This window comes from Microvirga sp. 17 mud 1-3 (assembly GCF_003151255.1).
Classification (GTDB): Bacteria; Pseudomonadota; Alphaproteobacteria; order Rhizobiales; family Beijerinckiaceae; genus Microvirga.
Genome location: NZ_CP029481.1, coordinates 2,998,022 through 3,018,556, shown reverse-complemented (window position 1 = coordinate 3,018,556; position 20,535 = coordinate 2,998,022). Strand labels below are relative to the sequence as shown.

Sequence of the window (20,535 nt, the reverse complement as noted above, 5' to 3'; positions counted from 1 at the left end):
CTGGATTAGGAGGCGGTGACTTCGGTCACCGTCTCGTCCAGAGCCGTGAGAAACAGATCGGCATTGTCCTTCGAGAAGACCAGTGGCGGCCTGATCTTCAGGATGTTGGCCGATGGCCCCGCCGCACTGATGAGGACGCGGCGTTCGCGCATTCCATTGACCACGCGCGCCGCCTCGTCGCTGGCCGGCTCTTTCGAGGCACGGTCCCGGACGAGCTCGACGCCGATGAACAGGCCTGCGGAGCGGATGTCGCCGATGAGCGGGTGGCGCTGCGCGAGGCTCTCCAGTCCGGCCTTGAGATAGTCGCCGACCACGCGGGCATTATCCTGCAGGCCTTCGTTCTCGATCACGTCGAGCACCGCCATGCCGACGGCCGCGGAGACGGGGTTTCCGCCGAAGGTGTTGAAGTAGCGCAGGTTCCGCCCGAATGTCTCAAGGATCTCCGGTCGCGCGGCCATGCCGGCCATGGGATGGCCGTTGCCGATCGGCTTGCCCATTGTGACAAGGTCCGGCACGATCCCGTGACGCTGGAAACCCCACATGGCCGTGCCAGTGCGCCCGAAGCCGGGCTGCACCTCGTCCGCGACGAAGACACCGCCCGCCTCACGGATCGCCGCGACAGCGCCGGACAGGAAGCCGGGCGGATCCGTGAAGATGCCGTCGCTCGAAAACACGGTGTCGACCAGGAGGGCCGCGGGCTTGATCCCATTCGCGCGCATGTCGTCGATGGCAACGCGGACATTCTGGGCGAAAACCGCGCCCACATCCTGTCTGCTGCCGCGATAGGCATCCGGCGCCGGCACTTTGCGCACGTTGTCCCCGAGCCGCATCGCCGAGCCGAGGGAAGGGGACATGCCGGCGATGGTCTCGGTGACGCCGTGATAGGCGAAATCCGTGATGATGACGCCCGTCCCGCCCGTATGGGCCTTTGCGACGCGCAGGGCGAGATCGTTCGCCTCGCTGCCGGTGCAGGTGAACATCACGTTGCCGATCTCGACCGGGAAATAGCCGAGCAGCCGCTCCGCGTAATCGAGAATGCCTTCGTGCAGGTAGCGCGTATGCGTGTTCAGGACGGAAGCCTGCCGCGCCAGGGCGGCAACCACATGCGGATGACAGTGCCCGAGGCAGGCGACGTTGTTGTAGACGTCGAGATAGGCCTTGCCGTCCGGATCGTAGAGCCAGACGCCTTCTCCGCGCACCACATGGACCGGATCCGTATAGAAGAGCCGATAGGCGGGACCGAGCAGCGCCTGACGGCGCGCAACGATGGCGCGCTCGCGCTTCCTCACATCCGTCGTGTCGACAGGAATGGCCGTCATGTCACTCGCTCCGCTGGCAGGCGCGATGGAAATGCTCCTGTGCTTCGCCGCGCGACAGGCGGTCAAAGCGCTGAAGACCAGTCCAGGCCTGGGGATTGTTGCGCAGAATGTAATCGCGGTTCTCCGGATAGCGCGCGGCGCGCCAGGCCGAAATTCCGACGATGAGCACCATGCGTGTGGCGATCAGATCAAAGAGGATGTCGATCTCCGCCGCGTCCAGAGGAAGAACCGCATTGTATGCCGTCGTGATGTCAGCAGCGCCGGCCAGGGGATGGTCGAGCGTGGTCGGCTGATAGGCGGCCGCGACCGCAAGATTGCCGATCAGAGGCGCATGAACCATGTCGCCGAAATCGATGATGCCCTCGATCCGCTCCGAACCGTCAGTCGAGACGAGGACGTTGTGGGGGTTCATGTCATTGTGGATGACCTGGGCCCTCAGCCGCGGCAGGGCCGGAAGCGCGTGGGCCTCGAAATTATCGAGGAACCGCTCTGCCAGTGCCCGTTGTGCCGCATTGGGAATGTGAGCCAGGAGATCTCGGATGCGGCTTGCATGCTTGAGGTCCCACATCAGCTCATGGCCGGCGGCGGGGTGGGAGAAGCCTTTTAGGGCGAGGTCGAGGCGAGCCAAGTCGCGGCCAAGATTGCGGCGTAGGGCCGCGCTGGAAGGCACGCGATGAAGCGGCTCGCCATGAAGGAACGTGAGGACGCGTACGATGCGCGGCCCTTCGGCGGGGCGGTTGAGGATCCACTCGGTCTCGCCGCCCAGGGTCCTGTGGACGCGCGGGACGGGCAGGGATGGATCGAGCGAGGCGATGTGCAGCAGCGCCTCGGTCTGGAATTTGGTCACCTGCATGTCCTCGGCAGGGTTGCTGATCTTGAGGACATAATGATCGGTCTCGTTGACGCGCAGATGGAAATTGCGGTCGCGCTCACCGCTTAATTCGCTGACGGCAGCATCCAGCCCGAAGACGTCGCGGGCGAGAAGGTGGGCCTCCTCGACCGAGAAGGCCGGTACGGCGGTTGCCAGCAAGGATCCCACCCCATGTTGCGCAGATACCGACATGCTCAATTCCCTCGGTCAGGCCTTGCTTGGCCGTATGCTGCATGATGCATCATATATCTTAGACCAACAAGGCCGTTCTGGGCTTTGCGTTGCCGGAACGGCCATGCCGTAGACGATTAAAAGAGCCTCAAGGCTCCCCGGCTCACAGAACGCCCTGCCTGTCAGCCCGGGCGATGACGCTGTGAAGCAAAACGTTCAGCCCCGGCTCGATGTCCTCACGTGTGGCCAGCTCGTTGTTGTTGTGGGTGATGCCATCCCGGCAGGGCGTGAAGATCATGGCCGTCGGGCAGACACGGGCCAGGAAATAGGCATCATGCCCTGCCTGGCTCGGCAGGTCCCGATGGGTGTAGCCAAGGGACGCGGCTTGGCGGCGAATGCCGGAGACAAGCTCCGGGTCGAAGATCGCGCCGCCCCAGTTCCAGCTATCGAGAATTTCGACCGAGCAGCCTGCGCGCGCCGCCGCTTCGCCAATTGCGCGACGGACTCGCTCGGCCATTGCGGCTGCCGCGCGCGGATCGTCGTGGCGGACGTCGCAGATGGCCTGGGCCCAGTCGGATATGATCCCGGCCTTGTTGGGCCACGCCACAAGCCGCGACCCGGTGCTCTTGCCGCCCGTGGCGGCGTAATCCCAGCCGAGATCGTCGACTGTGACGAGAAGGCGCGCGGCGGCGATCAACGCGTTGCGCCTGAGATCCATCGCGCAGGGGCCCGCATGGGCGGTCTCGCCCTTGAACTCCGCCAGGAAGCCGTAGGACGTGTAGGCATGCGTGACCACGCCGACCTGTACCTTCTCGGCATCGAGGACGGGACCCTGTTCGATATGGAGTTCGAAATAGGCATCGAGCTCACGGCTGCCGACGGGCGCCTCGCCCAGATAGCCGATACGGCGCAACTCCTCCCCGAACGTGGCACCGTCATCGCTCGGCCGCTTATGGGCCCAATCGAGCGGATAGGTGCCCGCGAAGCAGCCTGAGGCGAGCATGGGCGGCGAGAACCGCGCCCCTTCCTCGTTGGTCCAGTTGACGATCTCGATCGGACGGCGGGTCACATGGCCGAGATCGTTCAGGGTCCGGACCGTCTCCAAGGCGCCGAGGACGCCCACGATGCCGTCGAACCGGCCCCCATTGGCCTGCGTGTCCAGATGGCTTCCCATCAGGACCGGCGGCAGGGAATTGTCCTGCCCCTCGCGACGACCGAAGATGTTGCCGACCTGGTCGACGCTCACGGACAGACCTGCCTCGCGGCACCAGGCGACGAAGACGTCGCGGATCTCCTTGTCGGCATCGCTCAAGGCGAGGCGCGACAGCCCGCCTTCCCGTCCTTTCCCAATCTCGGCCGAGCGTTCGATGGTGCTCCAGAAGCGCTCGAGATTGACGCGGGAGGAGGCCGAAAGGGTCATGATATCCTCAAAGGCTGGAGCACATGCTCAGGTAGGAGATTGCGTGAACGTCACATGTCGTCGGACAGGACGTTGCTGCTCAGAATGACGCCGCCGCCTTGCAGGATGTCTTCGCGGATCGCGTTCTTGGCGGCCTGAGCGTCGTGGCGGCGGATGGCGTCGAGCACCACGTAGTGATGCTCGATCATGGTCCGGCCGCCGTCCTCGTAAGCGGCCGAAATGACAGGCCCCATCTGGAGCCAGAGATTGTGCAGGATACCGCGCAGGACCGGCATGGCGGCAATGTTTGCGAGCTCGAAATGGAAGACCTGGTTGATCTCCGTGGCGCGGGCGAATTCCTGCGCCGACAGCGCCCTCTCGTTTTCGCCGACCAAAGCTTCCAGCCGCTTGATGTCGGCAGGCTCGGCCACGGTTGCGGCACGCTCGGCCGCCAGTCCTTCGAGCTTCAGCCGGATGGTGCGAATCTCGAGATAGCGTTCCTGCTGGAGAACCGGGACGCGGATGTCCCGTGGGCTTTTCAGGAGCAACGCACCCTCGTGCACGAGGCGCAGGATGGCATCGCGGACCGGCGTGACGCTCGTCCCCATTTCCTGCGCGAGGTCGCGGATCTTCAGCCGCGCACCAGGCCGAAGCGCTCCCTTGATCAGGGCCTCGGCGATGTTCTGGTAGACGACCTCGCCGAGATTGTTGTGGTCGATGGTCTTGAATTCGAAGTCCACGCAGGCACTCCATGAGGAAGAAAGCCACTCCCGCCTGCTCCCGATCATCGATCAGTCAAAACGGGGCAATTGTGATGTTATTATAACATCCCCTGGGAATGACCGCAGCTGGAAAACGGGGCCGCCGCCTGGCGACCCCGGTTCCGCTTCCATCAGGCGGCCTGATAGCCGAACATGGACTTCACCTCGAGGAAGTCCTCGAGCCCGAACTTGCCCCATTCGCGGCCGTTGCCCGACTGCTTGTAGCCGCCGAAGGCCGCCGCCAGATCGCCGGGGGCGCCGTTGATGTGCACCATGCCGGCACGGATCCGGCGGGCCACCTCGCGGGCGCGGTCGATGCTGCCGGACGTGACATAGCTCGACAGCCCGTAGACCGTGTCGTTGGCAATCGCGATCGCCTCCTCTTCGGTCTCATAGGGCAGGATCGACAGCACCGGGCCGAAGATCTCCTCGCGCGCGATGGTCATGTCGTTGCGCACATCGGCGAAGATCGTCGGGCGGATGTAGTAGCCGCGGTTGAGATGCTCCGGGCGGCCGGGCCCGCCGGCGACGAGGCGTGCGCCTTCGGCGATGCCGGCCTCGATCAGCTTCTGGATCTTGTCGTATTGGAGCTTGCTCACCACCGGGCCGATGGTCGTCGAGGCGGAGCGCGGGTCACCGACGATTGTCTGCTCGGCGATCGCCTTCGCGATGGCGATGACCTCCTCCTGGCGATCGGCCGGGACCAGCATGCGGGTCGGCGCGTTGCAGGATTGGCCGCTGTTGCTGAAGCACGAGCGGGCGCCATGCGTGATCGCCATCCCGAAATCGGCATCGGGCAGGATGATGTTGGGGGATTTGCCGCCGAGCTCCTGCGAGACGCGCTTCACGGTGTCGGCTGCCGCCTTCGCGACCGCGATGCCTGCGCGGGTCGAGCCCGTAAAGGAGACCATGTCGATGTCAGGATGGGTCGACAGGGCCTGCCCGACAGTCGGGCCGTCGCCGTTCACCATGTTGTAGATGCCGGCCGGCACACCGGCCTCGTGCATGATCTCGGTGAACAGGATGCCGGACATCGGCGCCACTTCGCTGGGCTTGAGCACCATGGTGCAGCCGGCCGCGAGCGCGGGCCCCACCTTGCAGGCGATCTGGTTCATCGGCCAGTTCCAGGGCGTGATGAAGCCGCACACGCCGACCGGCTCGCGGGTGACGAGCGTGTTGTTGATCACCTCGTCGAACTCGTAGATCCTCAAGACTTCGAGAACCTGCGACAGATGCCCGAGCCCGGCGGCCGCCTGGGCGTCGCGCGAGAAGGCGAGCGGCGCTCCCATCTCGTCGGAGATCGCTTCCGCCATCTCCTCGTAGCGCTTCTTGTAGACCGCGATCACGCTCTCCAGAAGTTGGATGCGCTCCTTGCGGCTCGACCGGGCGAAGGTCGTGAAAGCCTGCTTCGCGGCGGCCACGGCCCGGTCAACATCCGCCTTGGTGCCCAGCGCGATGCGCGCATAGGCCTCCTCGGTGGCGGGGTTGATCACCTCGAGCGTCTCCTTGCCGATAGGATCCACCCACGCGCCGTTCACATAAAACTGAAGAGCCTGCTTCATCGTCTCATCCCCTCTCGAAAAGGATCTTACCTGCCCGTGAGTCCGGCGAGGAACTGCTCCAAGCAGTCGCCGATCACGGAAACCTGATATCCACCTTCCTGAACGACGACCGTCGGAAGACCGATGGCGCGGATCCGCTCACCCATTCCGCGGAAGCCTTCCGTAGACACGTCGAGCAGCCCGATCGGATCCTCCCGGTGGCTGTCGTAGCCGAGGGCGACCACCAGGGCCTGGGCCCCGAAGGCCCGGACCTTCTCGATGCCCTGCTCGATGGCCCGATGGTAGACCGCGTCGCTCGATTTGGGCGGAACGGGAATGTTCAGGTTGTAGCCTTCGCCCTCGCCATGGCCGCGCTCGTCGTCATAGCCGATATAGTAGGGGTAATAAGCATCCGGATCCACATGGACCGAGACGGTCAGCACGTCGGGGCGACGATAGAAGATTTCCTGAGTGCCGTCGCCGTGGTGGGCATCGACGTCGAGCACCGCGACGCGCTCGAAGCGTGACCGGAGGCGCTGGGCCGCGATTGCCGAGTTGTTGAGGTAGCAGAAGCCCGATGCACGATCCACGCGGGCATGGTGGCCGGAGGGGCGGCAGAGCGCGTAGGCGGCATCGGTGCCGTTCAGGATCGCGTCCGCCGCAGCCGTCGCGGTGTGGCTGGAGCGCAGGGCCGAGGTCCAGGTATGGGCGCTGATCGGCACCGCGAGATCGCCGAGATAATAGCCGGCCTGCGCCACGACTGAACTGGACCGGCAGGCGGGCCGCCGGTCCTGCGCCGGGCTGCCGTTCCAATAGGGAGAGACGTTCGGCAGAACTTCCGGGCCGGCTCCCGGAATGGCCCGCCAGCGCTCGTAGGCGCTCTCGAGGAATTCGAGGAAGGGCTTGCTGTGGATCGTCAGCGCGGGCTCGGTGCCGTAATCGGACGGCTGCTCCGGCGTGATGCCCCGCCTTGCCAGGGCAGCGAGCAGGGCCTCGGTGCGGCTCGGAAGGTCCTTGGGATCGCTGATGACCCCGACCCGCATGAATTGCTGCGGATCGTGGAGGCTCTGGTCCGGATGAAAGAATGCTCGCATCGAGCAATGCTCCTCTTCACAAGCTCAGGCGGAAGCGCGCGCCAAGGCGGCGTCGCGCACGGCCGTCAGGGTGGTGTCGGGCGTGATCCCGTTGGGGTCGTACTGGACCTCGATCAGCGCCGGCATCGATTCCCGCTGGGCGAAGGCCAGGGCGCGCTCGAACGCGCCGGCGAAATCGGCCGTGCGTGTCACTGTCTCGCCGAGGCCGCCATAGGCGCGCACCAGGGCGGCGAAATCCGGATTGGTCAGGGCAAGGCCGAAGACCCGGCCCGGATATTCCCGCTCCTGATGCTGGCGGATCGTCCCCCACATGCCGTTGTTGAAGACGAGCACCACGATGCCGAGCCGGTTCTGTGCGGCGGTGCCAAGCTCCTGCATGGTCATCTGGAAACAGCCGTCGCCGGCGTAGCAGACGACGGTCCTGTCCGGGAAGGCGAGCTTCGCCGCGATGGCGGCAGGCAGCCCGTAGCCCATGGCGCCGCAGATCGGCGAGGCCTGCGTGCCGAGGCCCGAGAATTGCAGAAAACGATGCGGGAAGAGCGCGAAGTTGCCGGCGCCGAGGGTGATGCAGGCATCCTTCGGCAGCACGTCCCGCAGGGAGGCAGAAATCTCCGACAGGTTCACGCCGCCCGGCATCGGGCCCGGCTGCAGCGTCGCCCGGTATTCCGCATTCGCGGCCTTGGCGCTGCCGGTCCAGCGGATTCCGGCCTTCGGCGAGAGGCCCGAGACGGAGGCCGCGAAGCCCACGGGATCGGCCACGATGGCGAGTTCCGAACGATAGACGCGCCCAAGTTCGTTCGGGTCGGCATGGATATGCACCAGCCGCTGCCGGGGCAGGGGGCTCGTCACATGGACGTAACCTTCCGTGGTCGGCTCGTCGAGGCGGGTGCACACCGCGATCAGAAGATCGGCTTCCTCCACGCGGCGGGCGAGATCGCGGCTCATGCCGTAACCGACGTGACCGGCATAGTTGGGGTGGCGGTTGTCGAAGCATTCGAGGCGCCGCCAGGACACGCCGACCGGAAGGTCGTAACGCTCAGCGAAGCCGCGGATCTGCGCCAGGGCCTCGTCGGTCCAGCCGGCGCCGCCCACGAGCATGAACGGCCGCTCGGCGCCCTCCAGAAGCTCCGCGAGCTTTTCGATTTCGGCCGGGGCGGGATGCGGATGGGCGCGGGGTGCCGGCGGCACGTCCGCAACGACCGCCTTACCCCACAGGGTATCCTCCGGCAGGGCCAGAACGACCGGACCCGGGCGGCCGCTGCGGGCGACCTGGAAGGCGCGGGCCACGAATTCGGGAATGCGGTCGGTCCGGTCGATGCTCGCCACCCACTTCGCCATGGGGCCGAACATGCGCCGGTAATCGACCTCCTGGAAGCAGTCGCGCTCCGTCGTGTCGGAGCCGATCTGTCCGACGAAGAGGACCATCGGCGTGCCGTCCTGATAGGCCGTGTGCAGACCGATGCTGGCATTGGTCGCGCCCGGGCCGCGGGTCACGAAGCAGACGCCCGGTTCCCCGGTCAGCTTGCCGTGCGCCTCGGCCGCATAGGCGGCGCCACCTTCCTGCCGGAAGGCCACTGTGGCGATCTCGTCCCGGTGATCGTAGAGGGAGTCGATGCAGGGCAGGAAGCTCTCACCCGGCACCATGAAAATGCGGCGCACCCCGTTCAGGATGAGGTGGCGGACGAGGATCTCGCCACCCGGGCGCAGCAACGAAGCGGTCATGTCTGGTTCTCCCTCGAAAGTCACATTACGGCCGCGCGCGGATTCCATTCCCGTCCCGGAATGGCGGCGATTAGGCGCTGGGTATAGTCATGGCGCGGAGCGTCGAAGACCTGCTCCGGCGGCCCGTTCTCGACGATCTCGCCCTTGTACATCACGGCGATGCGGTCACAGATCTGCGCCGCGACGCGCAGGTCGTGGGTGATGAAGACGATGGCCAGGCTGAGCTTGCGCTGCAGGTCCTGGAGAAGCTCGAGGACCTGTGCCTGGACCGAGACATCGAGGGCGGAGACGCTCTCGTCAGCCACCAGCAGCTCCGGCTCCAGTGCCAGGGCGCGCGCGATGCCGACACGCTGGCGCTGGCCGCCCGAGAACTCGTGTGGATAGCGGTCGAAGGCCGAAGGCTCGAGCCCGACGAGACCGAGCAGCTCCCGGGCCTTGGCTTCCGCCTGCGCGTACGGGACGCCGTTCGCGACCGGCCCGTCGGTCAGGATGCGGCCGATGGTCTGGCGTGGATTGAGGGACGCGAAAGGGTCCTGAAAAATCATCTGCATGTGCCGGCGCAGGGGCCGGAACGCGCCTGCCGAAAGCGGCACGACATCCTTGCCGCGAAACAGCACCTGTCCGCCATCCACATCCGTAAGCTTCAGGATGCAGCGCCCGAGGGTCGACTTGCCGGATCCGGATTCGCCGACGATCCCGAGGGTCTCCCCGCGGCGCAGGGTGAAGCTGATATTGTTGACGGCGTTCACGATCCGCGGCTTCGAGAAGAAGCCGCCGCCGCTGCGATAGGTCTTGCGCAGCCCCTTGACCTCGAGCAGAGGCTCCTTGTCGGCGGCCGGCCGCGTCGTATGCGCTTCGCGGTGAGGGACTGCGGCGATCAGGCGGCGCGTATAGGGATGCTTCGGCCGGTTGAGAACCTCGTCCGCCGTGCCCTGTTCCACCACAAGCCCGCGCTCCATGACGACGACGCGGTCCGCAATGTCCGCAACCACGCCGAAATCGTGGGTCACGAACATGACGCCCATGCCCTTGGCGCGCTGGATGCGCTTGATCAGTTCGAGGATCTGGGCCTGTGTCGTGACGTCCAGCGCCGTCGTGGGCTCATCGGCGATCAGCATGGCGGGCTCGAGTGCCAGCGCCATAGCGATCATCACGCGCTGGCGCTGACCGCCCGACAGGCGGAACGGATAGGCATCGCGCAGGGTCGCGGGGTCGGGCAGGCCCACATAGTGAAGGAGATCGAGCACACGCTGGTCGCGCGTCTCCGCGTTGCCCTCGTGGTGGACCTCCAACACTTCGGCGATCTGGTCGCGCACCGTCATGAGCGGGTTGAGGGCCGAGAGAGGCTCCTGAAAGACCATCGCGACGGAGCGGCCGCGCTCGCGCTCCAGCTCCGCCTCGGACATGGTGAGAAGGTCCCGTCCGCGGAACATGATGCGCCCGTCGGAGGGTCTGAGATAGCTCGGCAGCAATCCCATGATGGCATTCGCCGTCATCGACTTGCCGGAGCCGGACTCTCCGACCACGCAGAGGATCTCTCCGGCATGAAGGTCGTACGAGACGTTCTCGACCGCGTAGCGGCGATCGAGGCCCTCGGGCAGGGGGATCGAAAGGTTCTGAACGCTCAGGAGAGGGGTACGGGCCATTTCCATCTCAGCCCTTCCTTCCGCGCAGATGCGGGTTCATGGCGTCGTTTAGGCCTTCGCCGATCAGATTGATGGCGAGCACGGTCAGGAGGATCGCAACTCCCGGGAACACGCTCATCCACCAGGCCTCGCGCAGCATCGTGCGCGCGGCGCCGATCATGAAGCCCCAGCTCATCATGTTCCGGTCGCCGAGCCCTAAGAACGACAGGGAGCTCTCGGTCAGGATGGCGGTCGCCACCATCAGCGAGGCCGTGACGATGATCGGCGAGATGGCGTTGGGCAGGATCTGCGTCAGGATGATGCGCGGCCCGGTCTGCCCGACCACGATGGCGGCCTGAACGAATTCCCGCGAGCGCAGGCTCAGGAACTCTGCCCGCACCAGCCGTGCCACCGGCGGCCATGACACGACCGCGATTGCAAGCGTGATCGACACGATATTCGGGCTGAAAATCGCCACCAGGACCACCGCCATCGCGAAGGCCGGAATGGTCTGGAAGAATTCCGTGAAGCGCATCAGGAGATCGTCGGTCCGGCCACCATAGAAGCCCGCGAGCGCACCGAGGGTGACGCCGATGACGACCGCGACTGCCGTCGACACGACCCCGACGAGCAGCGACACGCGGGCGCCGTAGGCGAGGCCCGCCGCGATGTCGCGCCCGAGCATGTCGGTGCCGAGCGGATAGGATGGATCCTCAGACGGCGCCAGGAACGGGTCACCCACGCTCTGCCATGGGCTGACGGGAAACAGGAGCGGCGCGAGGGCCGCCACCGCGACGACAAGGAGCAGGATGCCGAGGCCAAGGAGCGCGCCGTAATTGCGGGCGAAGCGAAGAAAGAACGACATGACGGGCCTCCTAACCTGCCGCTTCGATGCGCGGATCGACGACCCGGTAAAGCAGGTCGGTCACCAGATTGACGATCACCACCACGATGGCTGTGACCAGGAAGACGCCGAGCAGGACCGGGTAGTCCCGCTGCATGAGGGCGTCGAACATCAGCCGGCCGATTCCGGGCCAGGAGAACACGGTTTCGGTCAGAACGGCGCCGCCGACCAGCTGGCCCGCCTGCATGCTCGCGAAGGTGAAGATGGGCAGGATGGCGTTGCGCAGCACGTGGCGGCGGATGATCCGTGCCTTGGGAACGCCCTTCGCGCGGGCGGTCTTGACGAAATCGAGCCCCATCACCTCGAGCATCGAGGCGCGGGTGAGGCGTGTGTAGATTGCCGTGAAGAACAGGCCGAGCGTGACCGTCGGCAGGATGAGATGGTGGGCGATGTCGAGGACGCGCTCCCAGCCGGTCATGTCGGCCCCGATGGTCTCCATGTCGAAGGGCGGCAGCCAGTCGAGATGGATGGAGAAGACGAGGACCGCCATCAGGGCCACCCAGAAGAGGGGAGTCGCATAGAAGACGAGCGCGCCGGTCATCACGGCGCTGTCCGTGATGCTTCCCCGCCGATAGGCGGCCAGCACGCCGAGCACGATGCCGAGAACGAGCGAGAAGATGAAGGCGCAGCCGGTCAGAAGCAGCGTCGCGGGCAGCCGCTCGAGGATCAGCGTCGTGACAGGAACCTGGTTGCGGTACGAATAGCCGAGATCGCCCGTGAGCACGCCCTTCAGATAGGTCCAGAGCTGCCAGTAGAGCGGCTGGTCGAGGCCGAACTGGGCCCGCAGCTGCTCGATGAACTTCGCATCGCCCGATCCCGCCTCTCCGGCGAGTACGGATGCCGGGTCGCCTGGGGCCATGTGGATGAGCAGGAAGTTGAGAATGACGACGCCGATCACCACGAGGATGGCCTTGGACAGGCGCTGAACGGCAAATTCGAGGATCTTCAAGGTTAGTCTCCCGTTCTCCGGCACGATGGCAGGACGGCCGGCATGGTCCTCATGCCGGCCGCCGGGGTTTCGCGCGGGTTACTTAGAAATCCAAACCTCGTCCATGTACTGGTTGAGGCCGATGCCCGTGGTCACGAGGTTCTTCACCTTCTTGCGGTTGACCGTGACGTTGTGCATTTCGAACAGCCAGCCGAGGGCCACGTCGTCGACGAGGATCTTCTGGGCTTCCGCATAGGCCTTGGCGGCATCTTCCTTGTTGACGGCGCCGGCCGCCTTGGCGAAGAGCTCGTCCACCTTCGGGTTCAGATAGTTCTGGTTGTTGCCGTAGGGCGTGCCCTTGATGACGTTGCTCGACAGGTAGTGACGTGCCACGCCCAGCGCCGGATCGCCGTACTGATAGGTGAAGTTGAAGGTCAGGTCGAAGTTGAAGTCTGCCGTGTTCTGCGACCAGCCGCCGGCATCGGTGCCCTGGATGTTCACCTTGAAGCCGAGCTGCTCGATCTGCTGCTTCACATACTCGGTCATGCGATCCCACATCGCCCCATAGGGCAGGGGCATCAGGCGGATCGTGTATTCGGAAGGATTGAGGCCGGAATCGGCAACCAGCTTCTTGGCCTTCGCCATGTCGAACGGATAGGCCGGAACGTCCTTGCTGTAATAGAGCGTGGTCGAAGCGATCGGGCCGGTGGCGGCCTTGCCGAGACCGAAGAAGATGTTCTTCACGATGAAGTCGCGGTCGATGGCATGCATGATCGCCTGGCGGACATTCTTGTCCGAGAACGGCTTGTTGCGCATGTTCATCTGCAGGAACACGAGCGGCGCATAGGCTTCCCAGCCGCTGGTGGTGTTCTCCACATCTTTCATCTTCACGAGGCGGCGCACCTCGAACCCTTCCACATCGCCGCCGCGCAGCACGTCGACGGTGCCCTTCTCGAAGGCCACGGCACGAGAGGCGGCGTCCGGAATGATGCGGAAATACAATTCGTCGAGATAGGGCTTGCCGGGCTTCCAGTAATCCTCGTTGCGCACGAGGTGGATGTAGGAGCCGCGCTTCCATTCCTTCAGCTTGAACGGGCCCGTGCCGATCGGCGTCTGGTTCGCCGGGTTCGTGCGGTAATCCGTGCCATCATAGAGATGCTTCGGAATGATCGGGAAGGAGCTGAGCTCGAAGGCGTGGAGGAAGGCCGAGAACGGCGTCTTGAGCTTGAACACCACCTGGTTCGGCGCCGGTGACGTGATGCTCTCCACATAAGTCGTGGCGATCAGGCGCCAGCGCGGATGGGCCTCACGCAGGAACTTGTCGGCCGTGAAGACAACGTCTTCTGCAGAGAACGGCTTGCCGTCATGCCACTTCACATTGTCCTGCAGCGTGAACGTGTAGGTCAGGCCGTCGGGCGAAACGGTCCAGGATTTGGCCAGCGAGGGCAGGGGCTCCAGGTCGGTGCCGTAGGTCAGAAGGCTCTGATAGATCTGCCCTGCGACGTAGAGGGTCGGGCCCTGTGTGTTCAGCCCGACCATCAGCATCGGGGGTTCGGGCTGCGCGATCATATTGAGCGTGCCGCCCTTCGTGGGGGTCTCCTGGGCATGGGCCGTTCCAAAGACGCTCGCGCACAACAGGGCGGCCGCGGCCGCCAGCAGGCTTACATTTCGTTTCTTCATGGTGTCCTCCGGTAGGCAGGGTTTCGGTTCTTGTTCTTGGCCGCACGGGGCGACATTCTTGGTTATTGGATGAGCGCAAACGATGTAGAAAGGATCGCGCTCGATTTTGAGTTGATTTTGTGAAGCAGATATCGCCGCAATGGTTATGATATAGGCAGGCGATAGAGTAATGCTTTGCAAAGCTGCTCCAATTTGCTGGGGCAGCAGCAAGTTCTTCCTCGATTCTTCATGGGAGCGGAATAAGATATTCTCGGCGCACTAGCCGGGAATGGGCGTCCTCCCTGAGCGTTTTCTTATATGTCTCAAGTTGAGTCGATTATGATGCATCAAATTTTGCCGTCAAGAGGTCTTCTTGCGGATGCACAAAATGGCCGTGCGTCTTTCGGCCAATGCCGGTTCTTGGCGTCATCAGAACGGGGAGAAGACCGGCGCGCCCCTGCGGCGCGGCTGCTTGGGCTTGAGGCGTAACGACAGGGGCGCGCCAGATCCGCTGCAGCGCCGGCATCAGGCGTGCATTACGGGCCCGAACTGCGAAACTGGAATGGGACGCAAGGGATCGGCAGCGTTTCGGTCAGGCCGCCAATGTCACCGCTTCTCGGCGAGGGCCGCACATTCCGCATGGCGGAAGCAGCCGATCAGGTGGTCGTTCACCATGCCGACCGCCTGCATGAACGCGTAGACGATGGTGGGGCCGACGAAGTTGAAGCCCTCGGCCTTCAGCGCCTTCGAGATTCGCCGCGAAACATCAGTCTCGGGTCGAACCTCCGAGCGGTCCCTCAGGTTGTTCTGGACCGGGCGCCCATCCACGAAATCCCACAGGAACCGGGAGAATCCGCCGCGCTCCTGGATGTCGAGCCATGCACGCGCGCCCGCGATGGTGCTCTCGATCTTTGCGCGGTTACGGACGATGCCGGGATCGAGCATCAGCGCTTCCACCTGCGCCGCATCGAAACGGGCAATCACGGCCGGCTCGAAGTTCGCGAAAGCCTGGCGGAAATTCTCGCGCTTGCGCAAAATGGTGATCCAGGACAGGCCGGCCTGAAAGCCGTCGAGAATGAGTTTCTCGAACAGGGCGCGGTCGTCGAATTCCGGCACGCCCCATTCGGTGTCGTGATAGGCGACATAGAATGGATCGGTTCCGGGCCACCAGCAGCGCAGCTTGTGATCGGGATGTCGGATCAGTCCGTCGGTCATGCTCATGGTTTAGCTTTATCGGAGCGAAACCGGAAGGGTTTCCTCCCGCCTGGTCGTCCATAGGCGGTCCGAGAGTGCAGTACACGCTTGACTCGGATGAAGGAACGGCAGAAATTATCAAGGTGCCACTCGAAGAGGAGGCTACGATAATGACTCCGCCGAAGAAGATTTCGTAAGGATCGTCGCGCTGGATGCGATATGACAATCGTCGTGTGATGGTCCTAATTTCTGACGACAATCGAAAAATTCTTGCCGGTTATATCCGGAAAACTTGGCGCATGATCATGACGCCACTCGAGGAGCCGCTCTTCCGCCGGAAGACGGCTCCTTCTGCTACGTTTGTCTTCCTTTGAAAATGAACGTGCCATTCTGTTGGGCGAAGCCGGCTTCTTCAGCCTGTAGGTCCGCTCATGCAGGCGGCGGAGGAGATGCGTGGGCCGCTTCCTCCTTCGACTCTCCCGGGACGGATGTAGGCTCGCCCAGGACCTCCCGCACATAGAGCTTCTTCACCAGAACGAAGCACACCACGAGAAGCGGGAATCCGAGCATCAGCCCGAGGGTCCCGAACACCACGCCGCCGATGACGATGCCGAACATGGCGAGCGCAGGCGGAATGCTCACCATCTTCCGCTGCACCATGGGCAGAATAAGGTTGCCCTCGATCTGCTGGACGATCACGACCGCGATCAGGGTCCAGACCACCGTATCGCTGCCGAGCGTGAAGGAGATCAGGACCGCCGGCAGGGCGCCGAGGACCGGGCCAAGGAAGGGGATAAAGTCCATGAGGCCGAGGATCAGCCCCAGGGCGTGCGGTGAAGGCAGGCCTATCAGCCAGAACGCGAAAGTGGACAGGATACCGACTGCCGCCATGGACATGAGCTGGGCGGCCAGCCACAGGCGCAGCGCCTGGCCGCAGGCATCGAGGGCGCTTGCGATCCGCTCATGCTGGCTGATGGGGAAAAGCTGCACGAAGCCTTTGACGTAGAGCCGCGGCGCGGCCGCGATGTAAACCCCGGAGATCACCACCAGGACCGCATCCGTAACGCCGCCGATCAGGACGCCTCCGATTCCGGCGATACGCTGTGCGATGCCGCTACTCGGGATGTGGCTCAACAATTCCGAGAGGCTTTCGGAGATGGGGCCGATGCCGAGCTTACGTCCGAAGGCGTCGAGGGCGAGGGGCAGTTGTTCGGCCACGCTGTTCATCTGTGCCCGGATGTTGGAGCCGAAGAGCCAGGCGAGCCCGATGAAAAGGGCAAAGACGAGAATGCTCGCCACGGCCAGGCTGAAACGGGGAGGGACACGCAGGTAGCGTGTCAGCGCGTCCCCGAGGGCATGGAGAACGAGGGCCACGAGAATGGCCCCAAAGGCCAGGAGCAGCACATTCGCGAGCTGCCACAGGACGAGCACGAACACCACGAGCCCGATGAGGATAAGCGCCTTCCGAATGAATTCGTTGTCGCTCACACGCATCTGTTGGGAAGAAGGGGAATCGTTCATCGCTGTCCGTCCTGGCCTACCTGACAATCGGAACCGGACAGCTCAGTTCCTTGCGGGCGAAATCGGCGAAAAGCCGAGGTACCCCAGGATACATTCCCAGAATTCACCGGCCGCAGACGGTGAAATAGTGTCGGAACAGAAGATGAAGGGAGGAGTTTTCAAGAACAGGAGGGTTTTGCGATGTCGTCCGGCGTGATCTGCTTCTTGCTCGGGACTGTCTTTCCACTTGCTACAGTGGGGTGGCTCCTTCTGCAAAGTTAATGCTGTGTACTGTTCGCAATACCGGCAGGTTGTCGGGATATCTTTGCGGTCGCATCTTTCTGCTTGAAAGAACCATTCGCCTTCTAGGATCCTGAGGGCGGAGGTATCCGCCGGATAAGCTCCTCCCGCAAGGTCTTGGGCAGATCGAGCCCGGTCAGACGCCAGGTCGTGCCGCTGAGCCGCCAGGTAAGCCGGAACTGTTCGTCCTTCGGCCGGTCCGGCGGCAAGGGGATGATGATGCTCCGGAAGCCTTGGGATTCGGATGCGATGAACAGGTCCCAGGCCCTGCGGAGGGCGGAAGCGTCGAAAGTTCTCAAATCGATGGCCGAAAGATCGGGGGCCGCGCCGCTGGCCCCGTGCTGAGACCAGCCCTTATGCAACAGGTCCATCAGGGTCTGCGGCGTGACCAGCGTCTGGATATAGGGATCGAACACGGCCGCACCTGCATGGGATGCGGCGTCGGGATCAATCCCGCCGATCTCCTGTCCGTTCGGCGTCTTCAGATATTCACCGAGGATCTGGCGGGAGAAGGAGGTCCGTAGCGCGCGCAGGTTGATGCGCTGTTCGATCCGCGGGACATCCCGGGCTTCCACGGCCTTGGCGAGGTCGTAGAGCGCCACGAATGGCGAGACCAGAAAGATCAGCCACGCAAGAAAGAGCAGGAAGGTGATGCGCAGCGTCCAGGTCATGATGTCCGCCTGTGTTCTTGCCGGGTCCGGGGCCGTCGTTGAGCACGAAAGCCAGGCAAAAACATAAGTCCTCAGGCCGAACGGAAAAGGGCGGCCCTGGGGCCGCCCTGTCCTTCACGAAATCGTGAGCTGTTTAACCGCGGGCGCGAGCGCGGATCATGAAGGTGTCGTATGAGTACTCGGCCACTTGGAACCAGAGATATTCCTCGTTCCGGAAGCCGCGCATGCTCTCGTAGACCTTCTTGAAATCCGGGTTCTTCGCCGAGACTTCGTCATAGACCTCGTTCGCTGCCTTGTAGGCCGCCTCGAGGATCTCCTGCGAGAACGGACGCAGCTGGGTGCCGGCGCCGAGCAGGCGACGCAGGGCCGCCGGATTGCGGGCATCGTACTTCGCCAGCATGTCGTTGTTGGCATAGCCGGCCGCCGCGGTCAGGATGGACTGATAGGCCTTCGGCAGTTCCTTCCACTTGCCCTGATTGATGAACAGGTGAATGGCGGGGCCGCCTTCCCAGAAGCCCGGATAATAGTAGTACGGCGCGACCTTCGAGAAGCCGAGCTTCTCGTCGTCGTAGGGGCCGACCCACTCGGCGGCGTCGATGGTGCCGCGCTCGAGAGCCGGGTAAATGTCGCCGCCGGGGATCTGCTGCGGCACCACGCCGAGCTTCGCCAGCATCAGGCCGGCGATGCCGGCGATGCGCATCTTCAGGCCCTGGAGGTCCTGCGGAGTCTTGATTTCCTTACGGAACCAGCCGCCCATCTGCACGCCCGTATTGCCGGCCGGCATGCCATAGAGATTATGCTTGGCATAGAACTCGTTGAGGATGTCGTTTCCGGTGCCGTGATAGAGCCAGGCGTTCATCTGACGGGCATTGAGGCCGAAGGGCGCAGCTGTGCCGAGCGCGAAGGTCGGGTCCTTGCCGAAATAGTAATACGAGCAGGTATGGCCCACCTCGACGGTGCCGTTGCCGACCGCATCGGCAATCTGCGGCTGGCCGACGATCTCGCCGGCCGCGAAGGGCTGGATCTGGAACTTGCCGTCCGTCGCCTCGGAGACGAACTTCGAGATCACCTCGGCGGCGCCGTAGATCGTGTCGAGGGACTTCGGAAATCCGGACTGCAGGCGCCACTTGATCTCCGGCATCGACTGCGCGATCGCCGGAGCCGCGACGGCTGTCGAGGCTGCGCCGAGTGTGGCGGCCTGCAAAAACTGGCGGCGTTTCATAGGTCGTTTCTCCCTGGAATCGTGACTGTGTCACTTGTGATGGTATTGACAACAAAAGTGTCTCGGCCCGCAAGACGGATTCGGCCGGGTTTCGACGAATGGTTGAGACGTAGGCCCTAGGGGTCGCTGGGCGACGTCAGGAAAGGGGGACGTCGATGGTGCAGACCACCCCATCCGGGTCGAAGTCGAGACGGACGCTGCCGTCGAGTTCGCGGGGGAGGCCGTCTTCGATAAGCCGGGAGCCGAAGCCCTTCTGGGCGGGTGGTACGACAGCCGGGCCGCCCCGTTCCGTCCATCGCATCGTCAGCCGCTCCGTCGGCGGGCCTGCCGAGACCGACCATGCAATGTGCACCTGTCCGCCGGGCTCCCGCAGAGCCCCATATTTGAGCGCGTTGGTGCATAGTTCATGGAGAGCCATGGAAAGGCTGAGCGCGACCGCGGGCGGCACCCGCCGGTCCGGGCCTGTCGCGGTGATCGCGTCACGGCCCCCGGTGGTGCGCTGGTAGGGCGCGAAGACCTCCCGCACAACATCGGCGAGCCGTGCGCCCTCCCAGTTCTCGCGGGTGAGCACGTCATGGGCCCGAGCAAGGGCGAAAAGGCGGGCCTCGAAGGCCTGCCGCGCCTTTGCGGCAGGATCGTCCGGTTCCGCGCTGACGCGGGCGAAGCTCTGGGCGGCCAGGGATTGGACCGTCGCGAGGGTGTTCTTCACCCGATGATTGAGTTCGTTGACGAGAAGCCTGAGATGCTCCTCAGCCTGTTTGTGCTCGGTGATGTCGATCTGGATCCCGTCCCACACATACGCGCCGCTGGGCAATTGCCGCGGCGCGTCGACGATCCGTTGCCAGCGGACCTCGCCCGTCCTGGCATGGCGGATCGGAAACTCGATGTCGAAGGGGACGCGGTCGCGATGGGCTTCGAACTGCTTCTTCGCGATGGCCTCGCGATATTCCGGAAGGATGAGCTCGAAAAGCAGGGAGGGATCGTGGAGGGCCCGCTCGGCCGGAATGCCGTTGAGCCTCTCGCAGCTTGCCGACAGATAAAGAAACCGCCGCTCCTGAAAACCGACCGCATCGTTCATCTGATACACGACGCCGAGCGGTAGGTTGTCGGCCAGCGCCGCGAGCTGCGCCTGGCTTTCGCGCAGCACTTCCTCGGCCCGCCTTTGTGCGTCCCATGCGCTGAAGCTGACGCCGACGCCGTCGCGAAACGGGAAGGCCTTGAGCGAAAGCGGGGCGGCCGCATTGTCGGGGTTTGTCTCGATCAGGATCGGCTCGCCAGTCGCCAACACGGAGTCGAAAGCCGTGCGCAGCATCTGTGCGGTGCCCGGAAGGGCATCCCAGATCACGCGTCCGAGAAGCGCCTGGCGCGGAAGCCCGTAGTAGATTTCAGCAGCGCGGTTGACCGAGACGAAACGCCCGGAAGCATCGAGCGCATAGAACGGGCTGCCGATCTCATCGAGCACGAAGGTGAGCCGCCGGTCGATCTCGCCGTGTTGGCTCGCCAGGGATGAGGGGGCATGCATATCGGCGGCAGATATCCGTTCGGCAGGACGAGAGGATTCCTGGAGCGGTGCGGAACGGAAAGGATCGGCGCTCATTGTTGTATCATACTATATCGTTACATTTGAAGGATAGCGAAAGGAAACCAGGGGAAG

16 protein-coding genes are annotated in these 20,535 nt (G+C 64.0%); all 16 read right to left on the bottom strand.

Going from position 1 to position 20,535, the window contains the following annotated elements:
* Window positions 1–5: 5 nt before the first annotated feature.
* Window positions 6–1,319: an aspartate aminotransferase family protein gene (locus C4E04_RS14305; RefSeq protein ID WP_109598313.1), complete on the bottom strand. Its 1,314-nt coding sequence runs from the start codon at window positions 1,317–1,319 to the stop codon at window positions 6–8.
* Window position 1,320: 1 nt separating this feature from the next.
* Window positions 1,321–2,382 (bottom strand): phosphotransferase, encoded by a 1,062-nt coding sequence (locus C4E04_RS14300; protein ID WP_109598311.1) that lies wholly within the window; start codon window positions 2,380–2,382, stop codon window positions 1,321–1,323.
* A 142-nt stretch (window positions 2,383–2,524) separates the two neighbouring features.
* Entirely contained in the window at window positions 2,525–3,781 is a 1,257-nt protein-coding gene (locus C4E04_RS14295) for a Zn-dependent hydrolase (RefSeq protein WP_109598308.1), read from the bottom strand.
* Between the two features lie 50 nt (window positions 3,782–3,831).
* Window positions 3,832–4,500 carry a GntR family transcriptional regulator gene (locus tag C4E04_RS14290; protein ID WP_245416110.1) on the bottom strand — a complete coding sequence of 223 codons (669 nt, stop codon included), beginning with the start codon at window positions 4,498–4,500 and terminating at the stop codon, window positions 3,832–3,834.
* A gap of 152 nt (window positions 4,501–4,652) precedes the next feature.
* Window positions 4,653–6,083 (bottom strand): aldehyde dehydrogenase family protein, encoded by a 1,431-nt coding sequence (locus C4E04_RS14285; RefSeq protein ID WP_109598304.1) that lies wholly within the window; start codon window positions 6,081–6,083, stop codon window positions 4,653–4,655.
* A gap of 26 nt (window positions 6,084–6,109) precedes the next feature.
* Window positions 6,110–7,156: a histone deacetylase family protein gene (locus C4E04_RS14280; protein ID WP_109598302.1), complete on the bottom strand. Its 1,047-nt coding sequence runs from the start codon at window positions 7,154–7,156 to the stop codon at window positions 6,110–6,112.
* Between the two features lie 24 nt (window positions 7,157–7,180).
* Complete coding sequence (locus tag C4E04_RS14275; RefSeq protein WP_109598300.1) at window positions 7,181–8,878, bottom strand: thiamine pyrophosphate-binding protein; 1,698 nt, start codon at window positions 8,876–8,878, stop codon at window positions 7,181–7,183.
* A 20-nt stretch (window positions 8,879–8,898) separates the two neighbouring features.
* Window positions 8,899–10,524, bottom strand: coding sequence for an ABC transporter ATP-binding protein (locus C4E04_RS14270; protein WP_109601146.1), 1,626 nt, complete (start codon window positions 10,522–10,524; stop codon window positions 8,899–8,901).
* Window positions 10,525–10,531: 7 nt separating this feature from the next.
* Window positions 10,532–11,368 carry an ABC transporter permease gene (locus tag C4E04_RS14265; protein ID WP_109598298.1) on the bottom strand — a complete coding sequence of 279 codons (837 nt, stop codon included), beginning with the start codon at window positions 11,366–11,368 and terminating at the stop codon, window positions 10,532–10,534.
* Between the two features lie 10 nt (window positions 11,369–11,378).
* On the bottom strand, window positions 11,379–12,350 hold the full coding sequence (locus C4E04_RS14260) for an ABC transporter permease (protein ID WP_210204638.1): 972 nt from the start codon (window positions 12,348–12,350) through the stop codon (window positions 11,379–11,381).
* Window positions 12,351–12,434: 84 nt separating this feature from the next.
* Window positions 12,435–14,015, bottom strand: coding sequence for an ABC transporter substrate-binding protein (locus C4E04_RS14255; protein WP_109598294.1), 1,581 nt, complete (start codon window positions 14,013–14,015; stop codon window positions 12,435–12,437).
* A gap of 585 nt (window positions 14,016–14,600) precedes the next feature.
* Entirely contained in the window at window positions 14,601–15,209 is a 609-nt protein-coding gene (locus C4E04_RS14250; protein ID WP_109601144.1) for a DNA-3-methyladenine glycosylase I, read from the bottom strand.
* A gap of 408 nt (window positions 15,210–15,617) precedes the next feature.
* Window positions 15,618–16,709 (bottom strand): AI-2E family transporter, encoded by a 1,092-nt coding sequence (locus C4E04_RS14245; protein WP_109598292.1) that lies wholly within the window; start codon window positions 16,707–16,709, stop codon window positions 15,618–15,620.
* A gap of 344 nt (window positions 16,710–17,053) precedes the next feature.
* Entirely contained in the window at window positions 17,054–17,659 is a 606-nt protein-coding gene (locus C4E04_RS14240) for a DUF2939 domain-containing protein (protein ID WP_109598290.1), read from the bottom strand.
* 133 nt (window positions 17,660–17,792) lie between these two features.
* Window positions 17,793–18,881 (bottom strand): TRAP transporter substrate-binding protein, encoded by a 1,089-nt coding sequence (locus tag C4E04_RS14235; protein WP_109598288.1) that lies wholly within the window; start codon window positions 18,879–18,881, stop codon window positions 17,793–17,795.
* Window positions 18,882–19,017: 136 nt separating this feature from the next.
* A complete protein-coding gene (locus C4E04_RS14230) occupies window positions 19,018–20,478 on the bottom strand; it encodes a sensor histidine kinase (RefSeq protein WP_109598286.1) in 1,461 nt (486 codons plus the stop codon).
* Window positions 20,479–20,535 lie beyond the last annotated feature (57 nt).